This is a genomic window from Vibrio sp. Vf1514, from assembly GCF_052076135.1.
GTDB lineage: Bacteria > Pseudomonadota > Gammaproteobacteria > Enterobacterales > Vibrionaceae > Vibrio > Vibrio furnissii.
The window spans coordinates 1,157,184-1,175,423 of the sequence record NZ_CP197268.1 but is presented as its reverse complement, the minus strand read 5'-3'; the positions used below and the strand labels follow the sequence as shown (position 1 = coordinate 1,175,423).

Annotated in this window: 25 protein-coding genes; 16 read left to right on the top strand and 9 right to left on the bottom strand. The window is 43.8% G+C overall.

The window, feature by feature from the left end; all coding sequences use genetic code 11:
• Window positions 1-63: 63 nt before the first annotated feature.
• The 6 genes from ACS18Q_RS20190 to ACS18Q_RS20165 form a co-directional block, all read right to left on the bottom strand.
• The gene (locus ACS18Q_RS20190; RefSeq protein ID WP_441257766.1) at window positions 64-1,281 is read right to left on the bottom strand and encodes a tyrosine-type recombinase/integrase; all 1,218 of its coding nucleotides are present in this window, start codon (window positions 1,279-1,281) and stop codon (window positions 64-66) included.
• Complete coding sequence (locus ACS18Q_RS20185) at window positions 1,260-1,445, bottom strand: hypothetical protein (protein WP_044363388.1); 186 nt, start codon at window positions 1,443-1,445, stop codon at window positions 1,260-1,262. The genes ACS18Q_RS20190 and ACS18Q_RS20185 overlap by 22 nt, the downstream gene beginning before the upstream one ends.
• Window positions 1,446-1,526: 81 nt before the next feature.
• Window positions 1,527-1,739, bottom strand: a complete 213-nt coding sequence (locus ACS18Q_RS20180) for a hypothetical protein (RefSeq protein WP_044363390.1) — start codon at window positions 1,737-1,739, stop codon at window positions 1,527-1,529.
• A 48-nt stretch (window positions 1,740-1,787) separates the two neighbouring features.
• Window positions 1,788-2,606, bottom strand: a complete 819-nt coding sequence (locus tag ACS18Q_RS20175; RefSeq protein ID WP_154179636.1) for a DUF2303 family protein — start codon at window positions 2,604-2,606, stop codon at window positions 1,788-1,790.
• A gap of 39 nt (window positions 2,607-2,645) precedes the next feature.
• On the bottom strand, window positions 2,646-3,041 hold the full coding sequence (locus ACS18Q_RS20170) for a hypothetical protein (protein WP_172559214.1): 396 nt from the start codon (window positions 3,039-3,041) through the stop codon (window positions 2,646-2,648).
• 135 nt (window positions 3,042-3,176) lie between these two features.
• A complete protein-coding gene (locus tag ACS18Q_RS20165) occupies window positions 3,177-3,839 on the bottom strand; it encodes a LexA family protein (RefSeq protein WP_441257765.1) in 663 nt (220 codons plus the stop codon).
• A 107-nt stretch (window positions 3,840-3,946) separates the two neighbouring features.
• Between ACS18Q_RS20165 and ACS18Q_RS20160 the strand changes: the two genes are divergently transcribed.
• From ACS18Q_RS20160 to ACS18Q_RS20125, 8 genes are all read left to right on the top strand, one after another.
• Entirely contained in the window at window positions 3,947-4,180 is a 234-nt protein-coding gene (locus tag ACS18Q_RS20160) for a helix-turn-helix domain-containing protein (protein WP_441257764.1), read from the top strand.
• A 23-nt stretch (window positions 4,181-4,203) separates the two neighbouring features.
• A complete protein-coding gene (locus ACS18Q_RS20155) occupies window positions 4,204-4,656 on the top strand; it encodes a YmfL family putative regulatory protein (RefSeq protein ID WP_222730575.1) in 453 nt (150 codons plus the stop codon).
• Window positions 4,653-4,904, top strand: coding sequence for a hypothetical protein (locus ACS18Q_RS20150; RefSeq protein ID WP_044363395.1), 252 nt, complete (start codon window positions 4,653-4,655; stop codon window positions 4,902-4,904). The genes ACS18Q_RS20155 and ACS18Q_RS20150 overlap by 4 nt, the downstream gene beginning before the upstream one ends.
• A gap of 156 nt (window positions 4,905-5,060) precedes the next feature.
• On the top strand, window positions 5,061-5,582 hold the full coding sequence (locus tag ACS18Q_RS20145) for a DNA methyltransferase (RefSeq protein ID WP_441257763.1): 522 nt from the start codon (window positions 5,061-5,063) through the stop codon (window positions 5,580-5,582).
• A complete protein-coding gene (locus ACS18Q_RS20140; RefSeq protein ID WP_044363401.1) occupies window positions 5,582-5,869 on the top strand; it encodes a hypothetical protein in 288 nt (95 codons plus the stop codon). The genes ACS18Q_RS20145 and ACS18Q_RS20140 overlap by 1 nt, the downstream gene beginning before the upstream one ends.
• Window positions 5,862-6,857, top strand: a complete 996-nt coding sequence (locus tag ACS18Q_RS20135; protein WP_441257762.1) for an ATPase — start codon at window positions 5,862-5,864, stop codon at window positions 6,855-6,857. The genes ACS18Q_RS20140 and ACS18Q_RS20135 overlap by 8 nt, the downstream gene beginning before the upstream one ends.
• Window positions 6,847-7,053 carry a hypothetical protein gene (locus ACS18Q_RS20130; RefSeq protein WP_441257761.1) on the top strand — a complete coding sequence of 69 codons (207 nt, stop codon included), beginning with the start codon at window positions 6,847-6,849 and terminating at the stop codon, window positions 7,051-7,053. The genes ACS18Q_RS20135 and ACS18Q_RS20130 overlap by 11 nt, the downstream gene beginning before the upstream one ends.
• A 226-nt stretch (window positions 7,054-7,279) precedes the next feature.
• Entirely contained in the window at window positions 7,280-8,278 is a 999-nt protein-coding gene (locus ACS18Q_RS20125; RefSeq protein WP_441257760.1) for a DUF968 domain-containing protein, read from the top strand.
• Between the two features lie 166 nt (window positions 8,279-8,444).
• Here the strand turns inward: ACS18Q_RS20125 and ACS18Q_RS20120 are convergent, their stop codons facing one another.
• Window positions 8,445-9,539, bottom strand: a complete 1,095-nt coding sequence (locus ACS18Q_RS20120; protein ID WP_441257759.1) for a hypothetical protein — start codon at window positions 9,537-9,539, stop codon at window positions 8,445-8,447.
• Window positions 9,540-10,252: 713 nt separating this feature from the next.
• Here ACS18Q_RS20120 and ACS18Q_RS20115 point away from each other — a divergent pair.
• On the top strand, window positions 10,253-12,697 hold the full coding sequence (locus ACS18Q_RS20115; RefSeq protein WP_441257758.1) for a UvrD-helicase domain-containing protein: 2,445 nt from the start codon (window positions 10,253-10,255) through the stop codon (window positions 12,695-12,697).
• A 123-nt stretch (window positions 12,698-12,820) separates the two neighbouring features.
• Here ACS18Q_RS20115 and ACS18Q_RS20110 read toward each other — a convergent pair whose 3' ends face one another.
• On the bottom strand, window positions 12,821-13,561 hold the full coding sequence (locus ACS18Q_RS20110) for a DNA/RNA non-specific endonuclease (RefSeq protein ID WP_441257757.1): 741 nt from the start codon (window positions 13,559-13,561) through the stop codon (window positions 12,821-12,823).
• Window positions 13,562-13,693: 132 nt separating this feature from the next.
• Complete coding sequence (locus ACS18Q_RS20105; RefSeq protein WP_441257756.1) at window positions 13,694-14,269, bottom strand: SOS response-associated peptidase; 576 nt, start codon at window positions 14,267-14,269, stop codon at window positions 13,694-13,696.
• A gap of 364 nt (window positions 14,270-14,633) precedes the next feature.
• Between ACS18Q_RS20105 and ACS18Q_RS20100 the strand changes: the two genes are divergently transcribed.
• The 7 genes from ACS18Q_RS20100 (at window position 14,634) to ACS18Q_RS20070 (ending at window position 18,153) form a co-directional block, all read left to right on the top strand.
• The gene (locus tag ACS18Q_RS20100; RefSeq protein ID WP_441257755.1) at window positions 14,634-15,014 is read left to right on the top strand and encodes a hypothetical protein; all 381 of its coding nucleotides are present in this window, start codon (window positions 14,634-14,636) and stop codon (window positions 15,012-15,014) included.
• Complete coding sequence (locus ACS18Q_RS20095; RefSeq protein WP_441257754.1) at window positions 15,004-15,327, top strand: hypothetical protein; 324 nt, start codon at window positions 15,004-15,006, stop codon at window positions 15,325-15,327. Before ACS18Q_RS20100 ends, ACS18Q_RS20095 begins: the two co-directional genes overlap by 11 nt.
• A 133-nt stretch (window positions 15,328-15,460) precedes the next feature.
• The gene (locus ACS18Q_RS20090; RefSeq protein WP_441257753.1) at window positions 15,461-16,111 is read left to right on the top strand and encodes a hypothetical protein; all 651 of its coding nucleotides are present in this window, start codon (window positions 15,461-15,463) and stop codon (window positions 16,109-16,111) included.
• A gap of 132 nt (window positions 16,112-16,243) precedes the next feature.
• Complete coding sequence (locus ACS18Q_RS20085; RefSeq protein ID WP_441257752.1) at window positions 16,244-16,909, top strand: hypothetical protein; 666 nt, start codon at window positions 16,244-16,246, stop codon at window positions 16,907-16,909.
• Window positions 16,910-17,034: 125 nt separating this feature from the next.
• The gene (locus ACS18Q_RS20080; RefSeq protein ID WP_044363433.1) at window positions 17,035-17,226 is read left to right on the top strand and encodes a hypothetical protein; all 192 of its coding nucleotides are present in this window, start codon (window positions 17,035-17,037) and stop codon (window positions 17,224-17,226) included.
• Window positions 17,213-17,716 carry a lysozyme gene (locus ACS18Q_RS20075; protein WP_044363435.1) on the top strand — a complete coding sequence of 168 codons (504 nt, stop codon included), beginning with the start codon at window positions 17,213-17,215 and terminating at the stop codon, window positions 17,714-17,716. Before ACS18Q_RS20080 ends, ACS18Q_RS20075 begins: the two co-directional genes overlap by 14 nt.
• Window positions 17,674-18,153 (top strand): lysis protein, encoded by a 480-nt coding sequence (locus ACS18Q_RS20070; protein ID WP_441257751.1) that lies wholly within the window; start codon window positions 17,674-17,676, stop codon window positions 18,151-18,153. The genes ACS18Q_RS20075 and ACS18Q_RS20070 overlap by 43 nt, the downstream gene beginning before the upstream one ends.
• Window positions 18,154-18,240 lie beyond the last annotated feature (87 nt).

Sequence of the window (18,240 nt, the reverse complement as noted above, 5' to 3'; positions counted from 1 at the left end):
ATTTGTAAATTGCTAATGTTCAATTTTCCAAAACTGATTTTTGTCCATAAATAAGCCAGAAGGTCACTTGACCTTCTGCAGTTCTTTCCAAACACGATCGGACTCTTTCTTGTTCGACTCCGTTAGCCATTTGCCGTAAACCTTGGCTACCATGGTGATGTCCGCATGGCCCATTTGTTGGGCGAGGTAGCTCACATTAACATTGGCATGCGTGATCATCCAACTGGCGTAGGTGTGGCGCAACTGGTACTGGTTGCGGTGCACAATGCCCGCTTTTTTACAAAGCTCAGACCATATACGACCTAATGCCCGTTTCCCGTAATAGCTATAGTCGCTACACTTTTGTTCTCGTACCACTTTGGGATTGAACACAAAGCGAAGCTTTTCTTTGCGGTAAGATTTGCCTGGCAACTCAACATCGTGTTCTTCTGCGGGGAAAAGGTAAGTTAAGTGGCGCTGTGCTTTGAGTGCCTCTAACACCGGTGGCATCAGATCGACAAATCGCTCTTTGTCTGTCTTCGTTGTTTTCAATCCACGTTTGTCATAGGTGGAGCGCCTTACATGGAGTGTCCGGTTTTCAAAATCGACATCTTCCCATGCCAGTGCGCACAGTTCGCCGCTGCGTAGTCCGGTGTAAACCAAAACGATAACCATGTTTCGGTGTTGTAGCTGGTGGCAGTGTTTGAGCACTTTGTTTATCTCGTGCATCGAGAAAGGCTGAATATCCACTTCGCCTTCTTTCACTCTGGCCATCACGTCGGAGAGGTCCTTTCCCATGTATTCCATTTTGTGGATCCACGCCAAAAACGCATTTATGGTGACTAAGTTTCGGTTAATGGTGCGACCGCTACGACCCTTGACCAGCTCTTGGCGAAACTGTGTGAGTGAACGTGGTGATAGGGTTTCACAGCTGCGGTTTGCGCCGTAAAGGGCGAGGAAATCGCGCATCACCCACTCATAACGCTGTAAGGTTGATTTACGAATGTCGTGTGCTCTGGCTTCAAGAAAACGCTTGGCCAGAGTGGCGAGGTCTAGTGGTCTTGGTGTCCCTGATGCGTGTTTCGAATCGGGAAAGTGCGCCGCATAGTTAAAGGTACCAATCTTGATTTCATATAGCATGGCCTCACGTTTCTGCTTGGCAAAGTTGATGTTTTGTTTTGTTGGTTTGAGACCAAGTGACTCTCGATAGCGTTTACCTTTGTAATAAAAGCAGATGCGCACACTTCCGCTATGAATTTCAATTCCCGAAGGGAGCTTATCTACCCCTGCATTCGATGCCATCTGTTCCATTCCTCAATATCAACCATCCAAGTACCGCGAACTTTTCTCATGACGGTGGATGGGTACTGACCGTCAAGAGCTTTCTCTCTTAATGTCTTGGTGCTCAGGCCAATTTCTTCGGCGGCCTTTTTAAGCGTGACAATAGCAATTTGAGCTCTACTCATAATTTCCAACCTATATAGCGTTTTGTTTGGCTTTGAGTAACCACCAAACGAGATTGGTTTTGGTGGTTGACAGAGCCCGACTTACATCACTGCGGATGCATCTCGGGCGAACATCGTTAGGAATTCAGGGGTAAGGGTGATATTGGCAGGGCATTCTCGGCTAATGCCCCAGCCGTTCTCTTCGTTCTCTGGCTTAACCAGAGTCAGGTTGTGCACCAGACACATAAGCTGATGGCTAAAGTAGGGCGCCGATGTGGTCACTTTTCCGTATTGGGTATCGATGGTTGCCGCCATGGATATTTCCTCGCAAGACGCGCCCTCACGGAGAGGGCGCGGTGATCATTAAGACGTAAATGAACCGATGAACGTATCAATCTCGATATCTTCATCTTTGAAACAGGCTTGGAGTTTGGTTTGGAACTCTTCGCCCATTTGCTCTTGATGTTGCTCCATCTTCTTGATACGTAAGATCAGAGTTTCATTTCCGATGGTGCTCATGCGCATTTCAAATGTCCGCTCTGCTAAACCGAGGAACGGCTCACACGTGAATTTGAAAACGGCTGGCATCGGAAATTCTTCCTTTGTACGGACTGCAATCGACTCATATTCCGACTGATGATGGCTAAAGTCATCCACGTTCGATTCTCGGCCAGCTTTAGCTTCAAACTTCATATTGCGAATGGCTGCTGACGCGACGGCATTCTCGATGAGATCACCGGTGGTCGAGAACACTTGAATAAAGTCGCTGTAATCTTCGACCCACTCTGCCAGCTTTTTTTGCCCCAATCGTTCTTCATTGATGCTTAGCAAAGCGTTAAAGGCCGCTGTTTTACGTAGCGCTAGTTTTGCCTGATGTTTGCAATGACCAGGATGTGATTGAGTACCAAGGTCGAAGATAGTCTGTGCTGCCATGTTGTCTGCATTGATGAAACATTGATTGCCAACTAGTTGGTACTGTTCGTGGTAACGAACAAACTCATCAATATTGGCAGTTTGCATGACACCGCGGAACTGATTGCGATTAAGCATGTACTTTTCCAGATCATGCAGAGATAACGATTCTGGTAAAGCCGCTACTGGGAACCCGACTGCATTAAGTTGTTTAAGAAACTCAGGTGTATTGGCTGTTTCCTGAATCTGCTGAATGGCTGATTTATCCATGTTGTTTGTCTCTTTATCAGTGAGTAAAAGTTGAGGGGATTAGCCGCGAACTTCGCGTAGCATGCCTTCTTCGATAGCCGCTTGGCCGTGAATGTCTTCTTTTGGTCGGTCGTAGGTCAGTTTGCCGCCTTTTCCTACGTACGCTATGGAGGTGTATTGGAAGTCTTCGGATTTGGTACCAAAACCCGTCTTAGGTTCTTTCACAGACATATTGACAGTGATTTCGACCATTTCATTGTTGGTTCCCATGGGTTTGAGCTTTAGATCCATCTTAACGCTGCCTTGTTTGTCGCTGTACGAGACAGCACGTGCGACGTTGGATAGAGCTAAACCAACGACATTAGAAATAACGCCGCCATCCAGTTCCTGCATGAGTTTTGGAAAGTTAGTGGTTCGGTCCTCAAGACTGAGGTTACCTGCTTCTTGCTTTGACATGTGTTTTCCTCGCATCACGAAATGTGTAATTTAAATTACACGAAGTGTGAATATCCAGTCAACACATATTGTGAATTTTTGATAAGTACAAAAAAGCCGCCTATCTAGGCGGCTCAGTGTTTAAAGGATAGTTATCTAGAACAGCTTCATTTTTGCGTCGACTACTACACCAATAATCTTACAATTCCCATTTATGGGTAACGGTGGGTATGATGTATTCAGGGGCTTAAGGTATTTTTGGCCTGCGTCGATTACTAGCTTTTTAAAAGTCGCTTCATTGACTTCGGTTAGCTTTGCGACGACAAGAGAGCCATTCTCCGCTTCTCGCTGAGTATCTACTAACACCAAAGTACCTTCCGGAAAACTGATTCCATTTGGTGAAGTCATGGAGTCACCTTGGACTCTAAGCCAGAAACAGTGTTCACTCGTTCGTTCTGTCGTGCAATACCATTCGCTGATCTCCTCCTTCAAGTAAGGCTCACAAGCCTCAGTCCAAGCTCCTGCCTGAACTGAACTTAATACAGGAAAATCATTCTTAAATGTTGGCTGTATGTCTATTGAACTAACATTCGAGATCTCGGCGAGTTGCTTTTCATCAAATAGTATTTGATAAGGCTTCAACCCTAGATGCTTAGCTAATACCTCAGCATCATCCAAGCTTATGCTTCTCAACCCTGACTCATAGTTACTAATACGCGAAGGCCCCCAACCGCAGAGATCGGCTAGGTCTTTTTGGCTAACGCCTTTTTTCGCTCGGAGCTGTTTAAGTCTCAGCCCAACTTCTGTTTTCTTGTCCATTTCATTAATTTATCACGCTCCGTGAATTCACATAACACACTAATCGTGAATATTAACTTGAGTTAAATTCACGAAATGTGTATTTTGTGTCTATCTAAGGAGCATACATGAATCAAATAGCTGCAATACGTAAATTAATCGGGGTTTCTCAATCTGGCTTAGCTGAAAAGTTAAATAGTGTTCCATCGCGAATCGCTAACTTCGAAGCCTCTACGCGGAAACCTGATATCGAAACCTGTTGGGAAATTGTTCGAGCCTTAAATGAGCTGGGCGCGGACTGCTGCTTTGAGCAGGTCTTTCCTAATCCTCACTCCCATAATAGCGATAAACGATCTTCGTAGTTAACCACCAATCAAAGGAGCAAATGGTGAATAAGAAAGAGATGGTCAACCGAACCATTGCAGGTGTCACTGGCGGCAAAGAAGCGGTCGCGGCGGTGTTGGGGATGTCTGTCGACAGCTTCAACAATCACCTTTACGAGAAAAAGGGTTCTCGCTTCTTCAGCGTTGATGAGCTGGTGGAGATGGCTGAGCTAACGAGTACTTCGTACGTAGCTGAGTACTTTGCTCATCGAGTTAGTTGCATGGTTGTAGAACGTCCACGCATTAACGAGCTGGATAGCGTCGACATGTTCGATTGCCACTTACACCTCAATGCCGTGAAAGGCCTGTTAGACCAAACCATAGAAGAAGCGAAAGCGGATGGAGTTTTTGATGCACGGGAACGTCAGGCTATCGCGAAGTTAAAAGGCGAATACCAAGCGGCCTTTGAAGCATTCATGTTGAAGATGGAAGCACTGTATACGGAGGCAAAATGAAAACAGGTGAATTTTGGGTAACGGTTTGTCAGATGGCAGACATAACGACTAGTTCATGTCGAGTGGCAACAAGCCAAGGGCAGGACACACATCATTTTGAACGAGACCAAATTCGTTGCTTGCTTAAGAAGTGCGAGCGTCAGTTATTGGTATTGGATGAGGAAGTGGCTTTAAACCGCGGCAACGGTCTAAAGCCGAGTGAAAAACCTTGCGAGGAAATTTCACATACCACTTCGGAGAAGCAGTGATGGGAAGAATAACACTAAGCGCCCGTATAGAGAACCACCAATGGCGTTTGTTCAAGGTGGAAAAGGGGATGCGTACAGAAATCACGCACGATGAGCTGGCGGATTTGTTTGAGGCAAAGCGCTTATACGTGACCGCTGTTTATGAGGGGATGTTTCGTGGCTAAAGAACGTATTGAGCGTGACTTTTATCCAACCCCGTCATGGTGCGTCAAGGCATTACTGGGCTGTATTGAGTTTCGAGAAGGTGATGTTCTATCGGAACCTTGTCGTGGTGATGGCCGCATAACCAGTGAGTTTCCTGCTGGTCACAAGGTTAAATACGCCGAGCTGGCTGAAGGCATAGACTACCTGAACCCGAAAAAGGATATGAGTGCGGATGTGATTGTTACCAATCTGCCGTTTAGCCTCGCGCAGGAATTTATCGCGACGGCCATGACTCGCGATTTGGCCAAAGATGGAACCATGTGTTTCCTTTTACGTCTTTCCATGTTGGGCAGTAAACAGCGCGCGGACTTTTGGCGTTCATTCCCTTGGACTAACTTGCTCATCCTTACTCCACGTCCGTCATTTGTTCATGGTGGTAGCGATAACTCTGAATATGACTGGATATGTTGGGACCGGGGAAACCGGATAAAGCACCCAGCGTTCTGGACTTTGAAAAAAGAAGAGGTTGAGTGATGCCAACAACCTACGAATACAACGGCCACAAAGGTCTAAAAGCCATTGCCGAAGCCTACGGAATGAGCCCACACACGCTGAGTAACCGGCTGAACAAACGCAAAATGACGATGGAGCAAGCCGTTAGCGCGGGGTTGTTTGAACGTCATGGCGCGTCTAAGGCAAAGAACGTCAAAAACAAAGATCCAGAGGTTGGACGGAAAACTGAATATGTGGCGATTCGTCGCCCGTATTTACTTGCTCCGCTTTGGCGCTTAGCTCTCGGGTTTGGAGGCACAAATGGCTAGATTGTTTGATGTGGTAAGAGAACTCTCCGGCCACTCAGCTTCGATCAGCATCCCACGTCCTTACATCAAGTTCTGTGAAGGTAACCATACGCATGCTGCGGTACTGTCGCAGCTTGTGTTCTGGTCCAGCACTAAGCCTGATGGTGAATGGTTCTACAAGGCCAATGATGAGTTGGCCGAGGAACTGTGTCTGTCAGTTGATCAGGTTCGTTACGCGATTCGTCAATTGAAGAAACGCTTAGGTGAGGTGATTCAGAGCCGAGTCAAAAAGGCCAATGGTGTTCCGACGACTCATTACTTGATCAACGGCGATTGCTTAGTCGAAATGTTGTTTCCTAGAACTGAACACTTTTCCCAAATGGAATCGGTAATTTTACCAGATGGAAATGGGAATATTACCGAATCGAATCGGGAGAATTCCCAGAACCATGGAAGTGGTAATTTTCCCGAATCCATTAACAGATCCAAACCAGATACAAACAAACAGATCCTTGATGTTCCGAGCGAACTCGAAACCGACAAACCCGCAGAACCGATTCTGTTTGAAATCCCTTTGAAGGGAAAACAAGCGGTGTATCAGGTAACACAATCTGAGTTGTTCGAATTTCGTGACTTGTACCCAGCGGTCGACGCAAGCCAGCAACTGCGAAACATGATCGGTTGGTGCAAAGCAAATCCTACACGGCAGAAAACCGCATCGGGCATCAAACGATTTATTCACGCTTGGCTGTGCAAAGAGCAGGACAAGGGCTATACCGGCACAGTTCAAACACAAGCGGCGTGTACTGACGAACGTGACGTGTTGAAACGCAAGATCCGCCAAATCGAAATGGACATCAACAACGAAAACGCGGCGTTGATTTCGTTTCAGCAGCGCAAGTCTCCGGCATCACAGGAAGCGGCAAAATCCTCAGAGCGAAAAATCAAAGAGCTTATGGCCAAGCGAGAAGCATGGCTGCAGGAGTTAAGGAGGCTCGATGGCGAATGAACGAGATTTGATTTGCCTGATGAGTTCGCGAAAGCGGCTTTGGTCACCGGCTGAAATCTGCGAGGAATTGGGTATTCACGTTTGTAGCCTGGTTCTATTGGTGAATGCCGCCAGAAAAGCAGGCGCCGATGTGCAGTGTGAGTTTGGAAAACATACGGCATATACAAGCAAGTACTGGCTTCTGGAGGAATCATAAGGATGGGCATTTTCGAAAGTGAGGAGAGTGCAGCGATTGACATTCGAGTGTCTCCTGACAGTAAAGCCGCCGATGCTCTTTGCATTTGTTATGCAAAAAAGCGCGTGTATAGGCATTGTGATCGGGCGTTCTTTGTCACGTCGTTGGATGTTCAGGGAGTAGGGGACTCCACTCGGTTAGTCGCTCATCTAGAACCAGTTTGGAAAGATTTAGGAGCTCTGTTCTGATGTTAGTTCTGCAGCCATTTCTTCAACATGACCTCGGCTTGATGATGTTCAAACCGGGGAAAACGCTGCTCGGCGAGCTCGCAAAAATGAGTCAGGGCAATCGGCTAGTGGTGATGCCGTTGCCAGAAGAGTTATTGAATGTCCCTAGTGGTAAGCTGAACCGTCCGGTATTTCCGGACAGTTCTAAATCGCTTGTTGGCGACGAGCGTTTACTCGAGTTCTTTCGACATCCTGATGTTCAGCGAAAACTCGGCAGCTTTGAACATTGGCTGGTGCGTATTCCACATTGCCAGCTGTCGGATGGAGAGTTCTGCGATAAGAACCTAACGATACTTGATGGAGCGGTTCGGGTTTGTTGGCACCATGACAACGCAGAACGTAACGAACCAACGGACAAGAGCAAAATCATTGCCAAACGAAACGTATTGCTTTGGGGGTTAGATTGCGTGAAGTCGCAACTGCGGTCATCCACTCCTGTCACGCTCGCTGAACTTTGCTGGTGGAGTGTAGTAAACGGCGTGTATGAATGCTTGCCGCGTACCGTCTTAGACGAGATGTTTGCAGTGAAGCAAAAAGCTAAGAAGACTGGGGTAGTGATGCGTTTCGAAAGTGACGAACGTTTTGAACTGGATTCAAAATCAATCTTAGCGGAACGGGTGAAGTCGATCTGCTTAACGGTCGATGACGAACCACCAGCAATGTTCATGGCGAGGCCAAAAGAAATCACCTGGCACTCGGAGAAGTACCTGAAGTTTGTTCGATCGCTTCCATGTGTCATCACGGGTAAAACAGAAGGCGTTGTGGCCCATCATCTCATCGGTCATGGTGAAGGGAAAATGGGTGGGAAAACGCATGACCTGTTCACGATGCCACTTGCGGCCGATGAGCACCGTCGGTTTCATGATGACCCCAAAGGTTGGGAAGCGCGCCATGCTAGCCAGTTGTTTTATGTAAAGCAAACCATCAAGAAAGCGTTGGAACTGGGGGCGTTGGTCTAATGATTAATAAGGCCGTGAGGAGTGGAACGATACATCTTCACAAGACGGTTAGTCATGACTAGTTCGTGCTGTCGAACTGCTGGTTTCGATAATAGCTATTGGATATAAACTGCTTATATTCCATAAACATAGGAGCTAAGGCAATGTGCCTCAGCTCCTTTGGGGGTTAATCTAGGATAGGGTAATCTGGCTGTATGTGTGTGTGTCTTCTTGTATTTACGGGTATAGGTTGAGGTTCGATATTCACATGACCGGCAAATATGTATTCTTCGTGACGGAAAAACATCAAGTCTCTTCTACCAAAGCCCAGCACTACCGATTTAGGAGCTTGACCGTGTTCTGGAACTGTATATTGCAACGTAAGGTATTTCGGTTTGCCATCAAAAAATTGTGTCAACGTCTCCGGGATATGCTCTGGTAAGAGGTAGCACTGTTCCAGCGCTGGGCAAAGCAGGTGGATCTGATTGAGGGCTATTTGCAGTGTCGAAAGGGTAAGGATATTATCGGCGGTAGCATGGATATGGAGTCTCCACGTTTTGTTATGCTCGTCTTTCCAACGCCCAAAAATAGCATCTGACTTGTGGAGGAAGAATGCATTGGGGCAAACGGCAATTTTAAAGTCGTTCTCTGAATCATGTCTCTGTTTCCCTTCCCCCTGATTTCGGGGTGACAGGAACAAGCCATGGTGATGGATGTGATCCATTGCCAACTGTTCAGGGTTGCACTGCTTAAAGAACTGGGTTTCGTTGATTCGTACCCGGGGTGTAACGCCACAAAGATGGCTCAGATAGTCAAGCATGGCCTCGCCATCGGCCTGTATGTCACGTTGCTCCATTGTCTTTTCCAGTCGCTTGATCCACTCTGAATAAACCTCACGGAGCTTAACATTGAATTGGTTAGACGGTTGGGTGATAGACTCCAGATACATATCTATGTTTTTCCGGTATGTCTTATCCAGTGTGAGGCGCAGCTCATCCAGATTTAGTTTGCTAATGGCAGCTCGCAATGCGTGCTTAGCCATGTAATCCTTTCGGAAGAGACTGTATTTAGGGTAACCAAGTAAGGCGGCTGCTTTTTCTCGACATTTGCCGTCTTTGAGTGGGGTACTTAGTTGTGTTTCACTAAATTGGCGTACAAGAGCCATTATATCCTGAAAGCCATTGGCTTCATTCAGGGCTAGATCGCGGAGTAATTGCTCAGGGCGACGTCGATCACCCTTGCGGGTTAGTGTTTGGTGATTGCTAGTATTTAGATGTGTCATTGGTGTCTCCATAGAAACAATCGCTGACTTGCAGTGAGATGCTCGCTCTATTCATCCTAGCGTCAGCTGGTTTCTTTGGGAAAGTCCAAGACAAAAGCTAAGTCGTACTTTACGCGAGACGCGTAAGTACACATCGGAGATCTTATACATACTTAAAGCATGTCGCTGTTTGCCTTGCCCTTAAGGGCCTCCACGGAGGAGTAAGCGAGAGACAGGTCGTTCGCACCATTGTTAACACACCCGACTGCTAACGACCTAAATGGCTGGGTCGGGGACCAACGTTGCCGATCCTAAAGTAGATTCAGGGGGGATGTCAAGAGGCCTAAGGGTCTCATATAACAACAGAGCAGATTCAATCAGCTATGTCAGCTGGTAAGGCTGTAGGCGTTATTGAGTATTACAATAACCTGAACAACGCAGCTTAATTGCTAACTCTGTAAATTACCCGGACTTCTTTCCGGGGCATTTTTTCTTGAAAGATAAAGAAACACATTCATTGTCTCAAGCAATCCACACAATGAATGTTTAAGTATCCGAAGGGAGTACTAACTTTTTTTGATAAAAAGGTATTGCGTAAGATATATTGTCCAGACATTTCCCCTTATTGAAATCTTGTTTATATAACAGTTATTAGTGTTGTAATCTTGATAAATTGTTTAAATTCAATGTGTTGTGGGTTGTTCGCGGAATGATTTTCATTGAGAGGCGTTTGAGTGAGTTTTAAATTTCATTTAAAAAAATTTTTTAAGAGTTTAAATATAACAAGAAGAAGCAAAAGAAAAGTAACGGCGTTTCGTTTCAAAAAACACTACCATAAATTGGGGTTTCGCAATGGCTATAAGTCAGCAAAAAACGAACTAACTTATGTAATTGAACATGCCTATGCGAAAGAACCTCAATATGACGTGATACCTTCGGATCATGTTGTCCCCCCCGAGCCTATTGACTTCAGAGAAGAAGATGTTGAGTTATTTTACGAAAAGGTATTCGGCTCACAAGTGAAAAGTAGACAACCAAACCGAGACCAGCATCAACTTATTTTTTCTACTACAAGAAACACATTAGCAGTTGCAGGAGCAGGCTCAGGTAAAACAACATCTCTTATCAACAGGCTATTATTTCTGCATAAGGTTTGTGGTGTTCAACTCGATCAGCTTACAGTCTTTTCGTTCACTAGGGCATCTGTAGCGGACTTTAGGAAAAAGCTTATAGAAGTGTTTGGTGCGAATGGCATTACAGTAACACCAGAGAAAAGTGAACAGATTATCAGGACATTTCATTCCAAAGTTCTTGAAATGGCGCGCGCCTCATTTTTAAAAGGTCAGTTTAAGATTTTTGAGTTTCTTAAAGACAAGGTCGACGGAGACTACGACTCTGATGATACAGAAACCAATTACAAAGCAGCAATTAAAGAAGCGAATGAGCAAGTGGTTGTGATTTCTGAACTAAACAGTGCTCAAAATGATTTATTGTATAAATCTCTAGACCGATGTTATCTGGAAAACGATGATTTTCGTAAAAACATGGATAAGTTGTTTATCGCTAAACTTAAGTTAAAAATGGCACTTACAGAGCCAAGCTTTCACATAAACATCATCAGGAAGACAAACAAATTTGAAAGTCAACTAGCTCCTTTGATGTCAGGCTTCTTTGACTTAGGCGAAGGAGCGTGCTCGGGGACTTTGCTTGATTTGGGAAACTCAGAATTTAGTCAACTAAAACTTACTAGTGATGCCTATTATCCAAGGTTTAATCTGCATGTAATCTTTGCCCCAAACAGTAAGTTATTGAAATTAAAAAATTTGGATGTGGAGTTAGAGGTCGATGGATTTAAACAAAGATTAAGTGCGTTAACCAAGCGAAAAGCATTTATTGGTGTTCGCTATGCTAAAGACAATGTGTTTGTTGTGTCAGACCAAGAAGATGTCATGGCATTAGAAATGTTGTTGAACAACAAATTATTGGGACATGATAAAAAAAATGAAGATGTGACTTGTCCTCGTTTTACAACTAAATTTGATGGTGACTTTTCATACAAACCTATCGTTGACGTCTTCTTTGAAATTGCTACTTTTACCGAAAGCATTGGGATTAAACTTGAGCACGTAGCTATTCATACAAATAAAGCGTCGCATTTGTCCGAAACTGATAAATTGCTGCTTGAATCAGTTGGATATTTTTGGGAAATGTTCGACAAAGTGTTGTCTGAAGAAAATGTAATAAGATTCAATAACTTATTTCAAACTTTTTCGACGCCTGGTAATAAGGCTTTTAGAGCTCTTTCACACAAAGCAAAGCGTAGTTTAACCAATATAATCATTGATGAGTTTCAAGATATCTCACCGGAAGTGGCACTATGGATAAACGCCACTCTTCGTACACTGACACAGGAAGGTTTTAAAAGTTCATTGATGTGTGTTGGGGACGATTTTCAATCTATCTATGGCTGGAGAGGCAGCTCAACAGAATTCCTATCAGATTATGAAACGAAATTTCCGTCGTTAAATACCAATAAGGTGTTTATGAGTCAAAATTATAGGAGTTATCAATCAATAGTAGATACAGCTGAAAGTTGTTTGATGTATGCCAAAGACTTTAATAAAACGGGTGAATGTGTGAATGTTGACGAACAAGAAAGATTATTTTTTGTTCAATCTGGTCCTGCGAAGAACTGTCCTGTGAATCCAACAATAAAGCCTGCTGTGAGATTGCTCGCCTCAATACAACAAGCTTTGGAAAGTGAGGAAAGAATAGATGATGGTACAGATCTTCTAGTCATGTCAAAGACAAATGCTGTTAACGACAAGCTTAAAAGAGCATATAAAAATCATATGAAGTACCAGACTAATTCCAATATTAAGGTTCAGTTTGAGACATTTCATAGAAGTAAAGGACTTGAAGCTAGGTATTGCCTTTTAGTCGAAGATTGTGAATATGATACTCAACATTATGCAAAGAACTATCTGTATAAATTGGCTGGCTTTAAGAAGACTTATGATGAGGCTCAAACCGAAGAAGCAATGAGACTTGCTTACGTTGCAGTAACTCGTGCCAAAGAAAAAGTATGGTGGGTTACACCAGAAGATTCGAGTGGGAGTTTTGATATTGCGAAAAGATTTGCGGAAAAAAATCGATATGCTGCCGAAAGTGCTTTTTAGCAAATAGCTGATGCTGATCTACAAGCCAGTTTCTTTTTAATTCGTTATATCCCCCTTTATTTAGGAAGCATAAGAGAGCACTTTTGAAGTGCTCTTCTTTAACACAATGACGATAAAGCAATATTAACTACTGCACCCAAGTTGTTTTCTCAGATCCGTATTGTCACTAAAGTTAGGGATATTGAAGTTTGTCTGAATATTGATATTGTTAATCGAGGATATCTTGGAGCAGAAGTTGTCATTCCTCCCGCTACTTTGAGGCATCACGAAACCGACAGCTCCTTTACGGTTGTAGATGATCTTGAAATAGCCGGAAGGGACAACATGCTCTTCATCTGCTTTCGGCAACTTGCTCATCTGGGCATTAAATAGTGGGCCAGTAATTACGTATAGTGGCTCTTCGTAAGTAGCAACGTCCCTGACCTTATCCTCTAGTATTTTCCACGGTCCTTGATTTAAATCTTCATCTTGTGGAGTGATATTGCTTAGGTAGTTTGCTTCGTACCAGTAGCGAGAACCAGCGAAACTAGCAAGGGGTGCCTGGTGGCCCCTGTCAGCTTCTAAATCGCTGGCGTTGGCTCCAGTATAATCGGATGGTTCTAGAGTCTTACTCTCATCGATCAGCGGATCACTATTCCAATTGCGACCTGGTGATACGCCGTAGTTAATTGGATTAACTTCATATGCTACCCAATCAGCGAACTTGGTATTTGGGTTGTTGGAAAGGGCGTAGATGTGGGTGAAAACGAGATCATTGGATTCTGGATTGGAAGGGCAACCAAGGGGACAATGAACCGAAAGGATTTCAGCTTGAACTGAGAGTGACAATATACTGAGTAAACCTAGCGTATGACAAAGTTTCATGGTGAGTAACCTATTGAGTTATTAGGATTCGAAAGCCGAATAAATAATAGGCGATACACAACCAGTTGCAATTATCTCATTGGGTTTTAGTGAAGACATGAGCCCAGCAAGAAACCGATGCGCGCAGGTCTATCAAGAATGCAGCTCAATAATATATGGTGTCTCTTGGGCTGGTGGATACTCATTGATATCGAGTGCGCCGGTTAACCAATGTTCTATATCTGAATCAGCTATAACTAGAGGCATTCTGTTGTGGTAGGCCGCACACTGCAAAGTCGGTTTTATAGTGAGAGTAACGAGTTGTTTTGTGTCTCTATAGGCTAAGCCAGCCATATACACTGGCTTGCTATAGCCGGCACTGAACAAGAATTTTTTCTTATCTCCAGCTACTTCCGACCACTCATACCATCCAGAGCAGGGAATAATCACTCTCGAAGTTTCGAAAGCACGCTTGAAAGTAGGTTTGATGTGCGCGGTTTCCGATTGAGCGTTGATAATGAGCTTCTTAGACCAGTCGGGTTTTATACCCCATTGTAGGTCTAGCTGATGGAAGGCGCCGTGTTCATAGATAACGGTGGATACCATTTCAGACGGTCGCAAATCCTTGTTCGTTGGTGTTGAAAACTTAATGCCAAGCCTCTCACATACAACACGACAAAGCGGGTCATCGATTACGTTTAGTCGTCCACACATGTTGCTCGGTTCCATTTAATGCTACAAGAACTATAGTCGATGACATTGTATTTGCTTAATTTACCGAAGATCTAATCTTTGGATGAGTATGAGAATGTGTTGTACGCATCAGTACGTATCCAATGGATTTGTTTCAATGAATCAACTAAACCACTTAATTTCAACTAAGAATGGAACCAACACTTCTAGATTTGATTGTTTTCTTATAACTACATGAAATCAATAATATATTTCGTTTAAAACATGAATTTTCTTATTATTCAGTGTGATGACCTATTTGTTGTGATATGCATCTTGTTTTTTTATGGAAGTCAAACTCATGCCCAGTTTTCATAATAAGGTTATTAAGTGAGTCTGTTCTTTATGACAAGGAGGATATATGAATAGATCGATTATTTGTGTTTTTGCTCTTCTATCCTTAAATGCAACAGCTAGTTCGGAACTAGATAGAAATGCATCTCCTGTAAATGCTGTAGCAACGCTATTGTCCAATACACCTATAAAAGATGCTCCTCCTCATGGGCTTTTTAATTTGTTTGTTGGTCAAACTATTGAAAACACTACACAAGATATACAGGTTCAAGTTATAGGAAAAAAAACATATGGTGGTTTTGAGGGGGTAAATGTGTGGTATCAGGTAAAACCCATTGATAATCTGAAATCCGTAGAAGGAAAGCCCTTGTGGATATACGGAGGCGTTGAAGGAAAAGGCCAGCAGGTACTTGTCAAGGACGTTATAGGAGGTAGCAATGGAAATTAATCTAGGGAGCGTAGTTGTTCAACTGACTGATACTCAAGCTATTTCTCTATTTTGGGCTGTTGCGGTTACAGGCGCATTCAATTTTGCCTACTATCTATTTATTAGAGATAGAGGAATTACCCAGATATCTAGATCACGTATAGTTGCAACAGTATTTATTGGAAGTTTAATCATTATCGGTACCTATGCAGATCTATTAGCAGACAAGCCTTTCGCAATGAAAGATTGTTTATTATTAGCTTTAGTAGCAGCTCATGGATGGATGGCGGAAGAAATGGTAAATACATTTATGCAAAAAGTTCACCATACGTAACATTATGTCAATAACATCAATAATTTAAATGGGAAAAGAAAGTTAAAGTTGGTTAGTAAAGTTTTAGTTGTAACTTATCTGATGAACGCGTTATTAACTGTATAGTATGTTAAAAACAAACAGGTAAATAAATATGCAAGTCGAAAGTAAAGTTAAAAATATTATTAACAGAATTAACTCTGGTGAGTTGAATGACATACTCAGTCAACTTGATGGCAGTGACATAGGCATTCATGTCCCAGTATTTGAGGATCAAGGAACAATTAAAATGATGCTTGAGGGATACTCGCAGGTTGAGCGTGATCTTGTTATTTCTATTAGTCCAACTGAAAACACTGATGATGCATTGCCTATAGGGTGGTTTGGTCGAGTTGATGGAAAAGATAGTAGTTGCGTTCATGGAGGGACGGACAGCTGCAGCCACTGTACGGGTCATTCTGGTGCTTGTCGACATTGCACACACCCTCAAAGTAGTTCTGCCTCTCTTTTAGATGCACCGGAACTTGATTACTCTGTAGCTGTTGGTGAAATAGAACATAAACGTGATTTACTTGATGCTCTTGCTCCTGAAGGTTTAGGATTGACCTTGATACATGGCCATAGCGATCAACATATGTTCACTAAGCTACCTCCAGAGTATGTCTCCGTTATTGTCAATGGAAAAACTGAGTTCCGTTTGGAGTCCGATGTTCGAGCTGACCCTTCTTTTGTTCCAAGTTCTTGGCGGATCGTAGAAGGGCAATTGAAGGTTGCAGGAGGGCATTCTGCATTCGTCGCTGAATAGCTATTTGCATTGGCCACTTTTGCTTATAGCCCAGCATTTATGAATGCCATTACGGCTGTAACAATAAGCTTTCTTTAAGCCCATATTAAGTAACCTATAATTCCTTCTATTTCATTTACGATAGGTAACAATATGGGCTTAGTCGTTTCGATTGAACATTGGCCAATGTCGGCGGCAATAGCGCTTGCGACCGAAGGGGTTAAAGCAAATTACAATTCTGGTGTTGGCGGTGGTGGATTTGGCGCTGCTGACAGAGAAATTGGCTCAAAGTTAGACGGTGCAAAAGTTTTAGCGGCTCTCGAGCGGATAAAGCGTAGAGAGAGGCATTTAGTTGATTGGAGTTTATTTGCCTACGCGTCACCTGGTTGGAATGCTAACTCCAACAAAGAACGTTTGATTAAGTGTTTGATGAATGATTGGGTAATCGCCCAAAGTCTGAAAGGCGTTACGATTCAGAAAAGGACATTCGAGAAGTTTTCCGTAATCGTTCCTTTCATTGCTGGTGGGATGGCTTTAGAACAACTATCAGGACCATCCGTACAACAACAGAATGATCACCCAGTTTACTTACCCTTGGTACCTAAGGCCCATCTGATTGCTTTGCTGGTGGATTATGACTGCCAGCAAAAAGGAGAGAACAGTGAAGGTTTCAAGAAGAAACGAACTCGCTATTATCAGACGCATTGGGAACGCTGGGAAGAGCACATTGAGTGTATTCGTACGATCCTCGTAGGTTATGATGTAGCCGCACAAGTAAGGTTCAGAGCTGAACTTGAAAACAAAATGGGAACAAATTAACCTATAAATTCCTAGTTTGGATTAATGCATCCAGAATTTAAAAGCCGCCACTCAAGGCGGTTTTTTTATGCTTCAAATTTCTTCTCTCACTCTAAATAATCAGGACACTCCTGCAGGGGGTGGGTATGCGTATGAATGAAAAAGTCTCCAGCTCTCTATCTTATTGGTGGAATGCAGTCATTGGTGTATTTGGCTCAATATCGACAGATGCCTATATGGTGATCATCGCACTTGTTGGTATGTTACTCACGGCATTTATCAACAACTATTGGCAGAAAAAGCGATTCACTGCGGAGTTTGGTGATGAGCAGGATTAACAGCACGGTTAAGAACCTGCTAGCCGCGGGAGCGTCCACTATCGCTATCGCAGCTGCAATGGTGATTCCTTTTGAAGGAGTTGAATATAAGCCTTATTACGATGTGGTTGGTGTTCTTACCGTTTGTTACGGGCATACAGGCGATGACATCGTAAAGGAAAAAAACTATTCCCAATTGGAGTGTAAACAGTTGCTCGATGCTGACCTTAAAAAAGTACAGGCTCAGGTTGATCCTTTGATTCATGTAGATATACCTAAAGCTACTCGTGCAGCGCTTTACTCATTCACTTACAACGTCGGTATCGGCAATTTCTCCCGTTCTACGCTTCTCAGGTTGCTAAATGGCCACCAATACGCATCGGCATGTGAGCAACTACGACGATGGATTTACGCTGGTGGGAAAAAGTGGAAGGGCCTGATTACTCGTAGAGAGATTGAGGAAGAAGTATGCCAACTGCAGCTTATTGGAAAGTCATTGTCATCGGAGTAATCGCCGCAATTATCGCGTCGTTATCCGGTCTGTTCGCTATCGAGCGAGAGCGCCGCCAGTCGGCAGAGCTCGAACTGAATCAGGTAGTCGCACAACGTAACTCACTTATCGAACTCAACAGCAAACAAATCGCTCAAATCAAAATTTACAACGAACTGGGGATAAAACATGCAGCAGAACTATCAGCCGCACAGGAAGAAATTGATCGTCTTGGCGCTAGTTTGCGCTCTGCCAATGTCAGGCTGCGCGTCAAAGCAGTCTGTCCAGCCTCAATGCCCTTTACCACCAGCGCCAGAAGCATGGGCGATGAAGTCTCCCCACGACTTACCGAAGCAGCTCAACAAGATTATCTACGCCTCCAGCGAATGATGGCGGAGAACCTGCAGCAGACTAAGTACCTGCAGGATTACATCAGAGAGCAATGCTTAGTTGATTGATTTATATGGATATTTAATGGGTCCTTTCCGGCGCCCTGAGATACCACGGGGTTTCTACCTCGCACGAAGTCGCTCGTTAAAATTTTT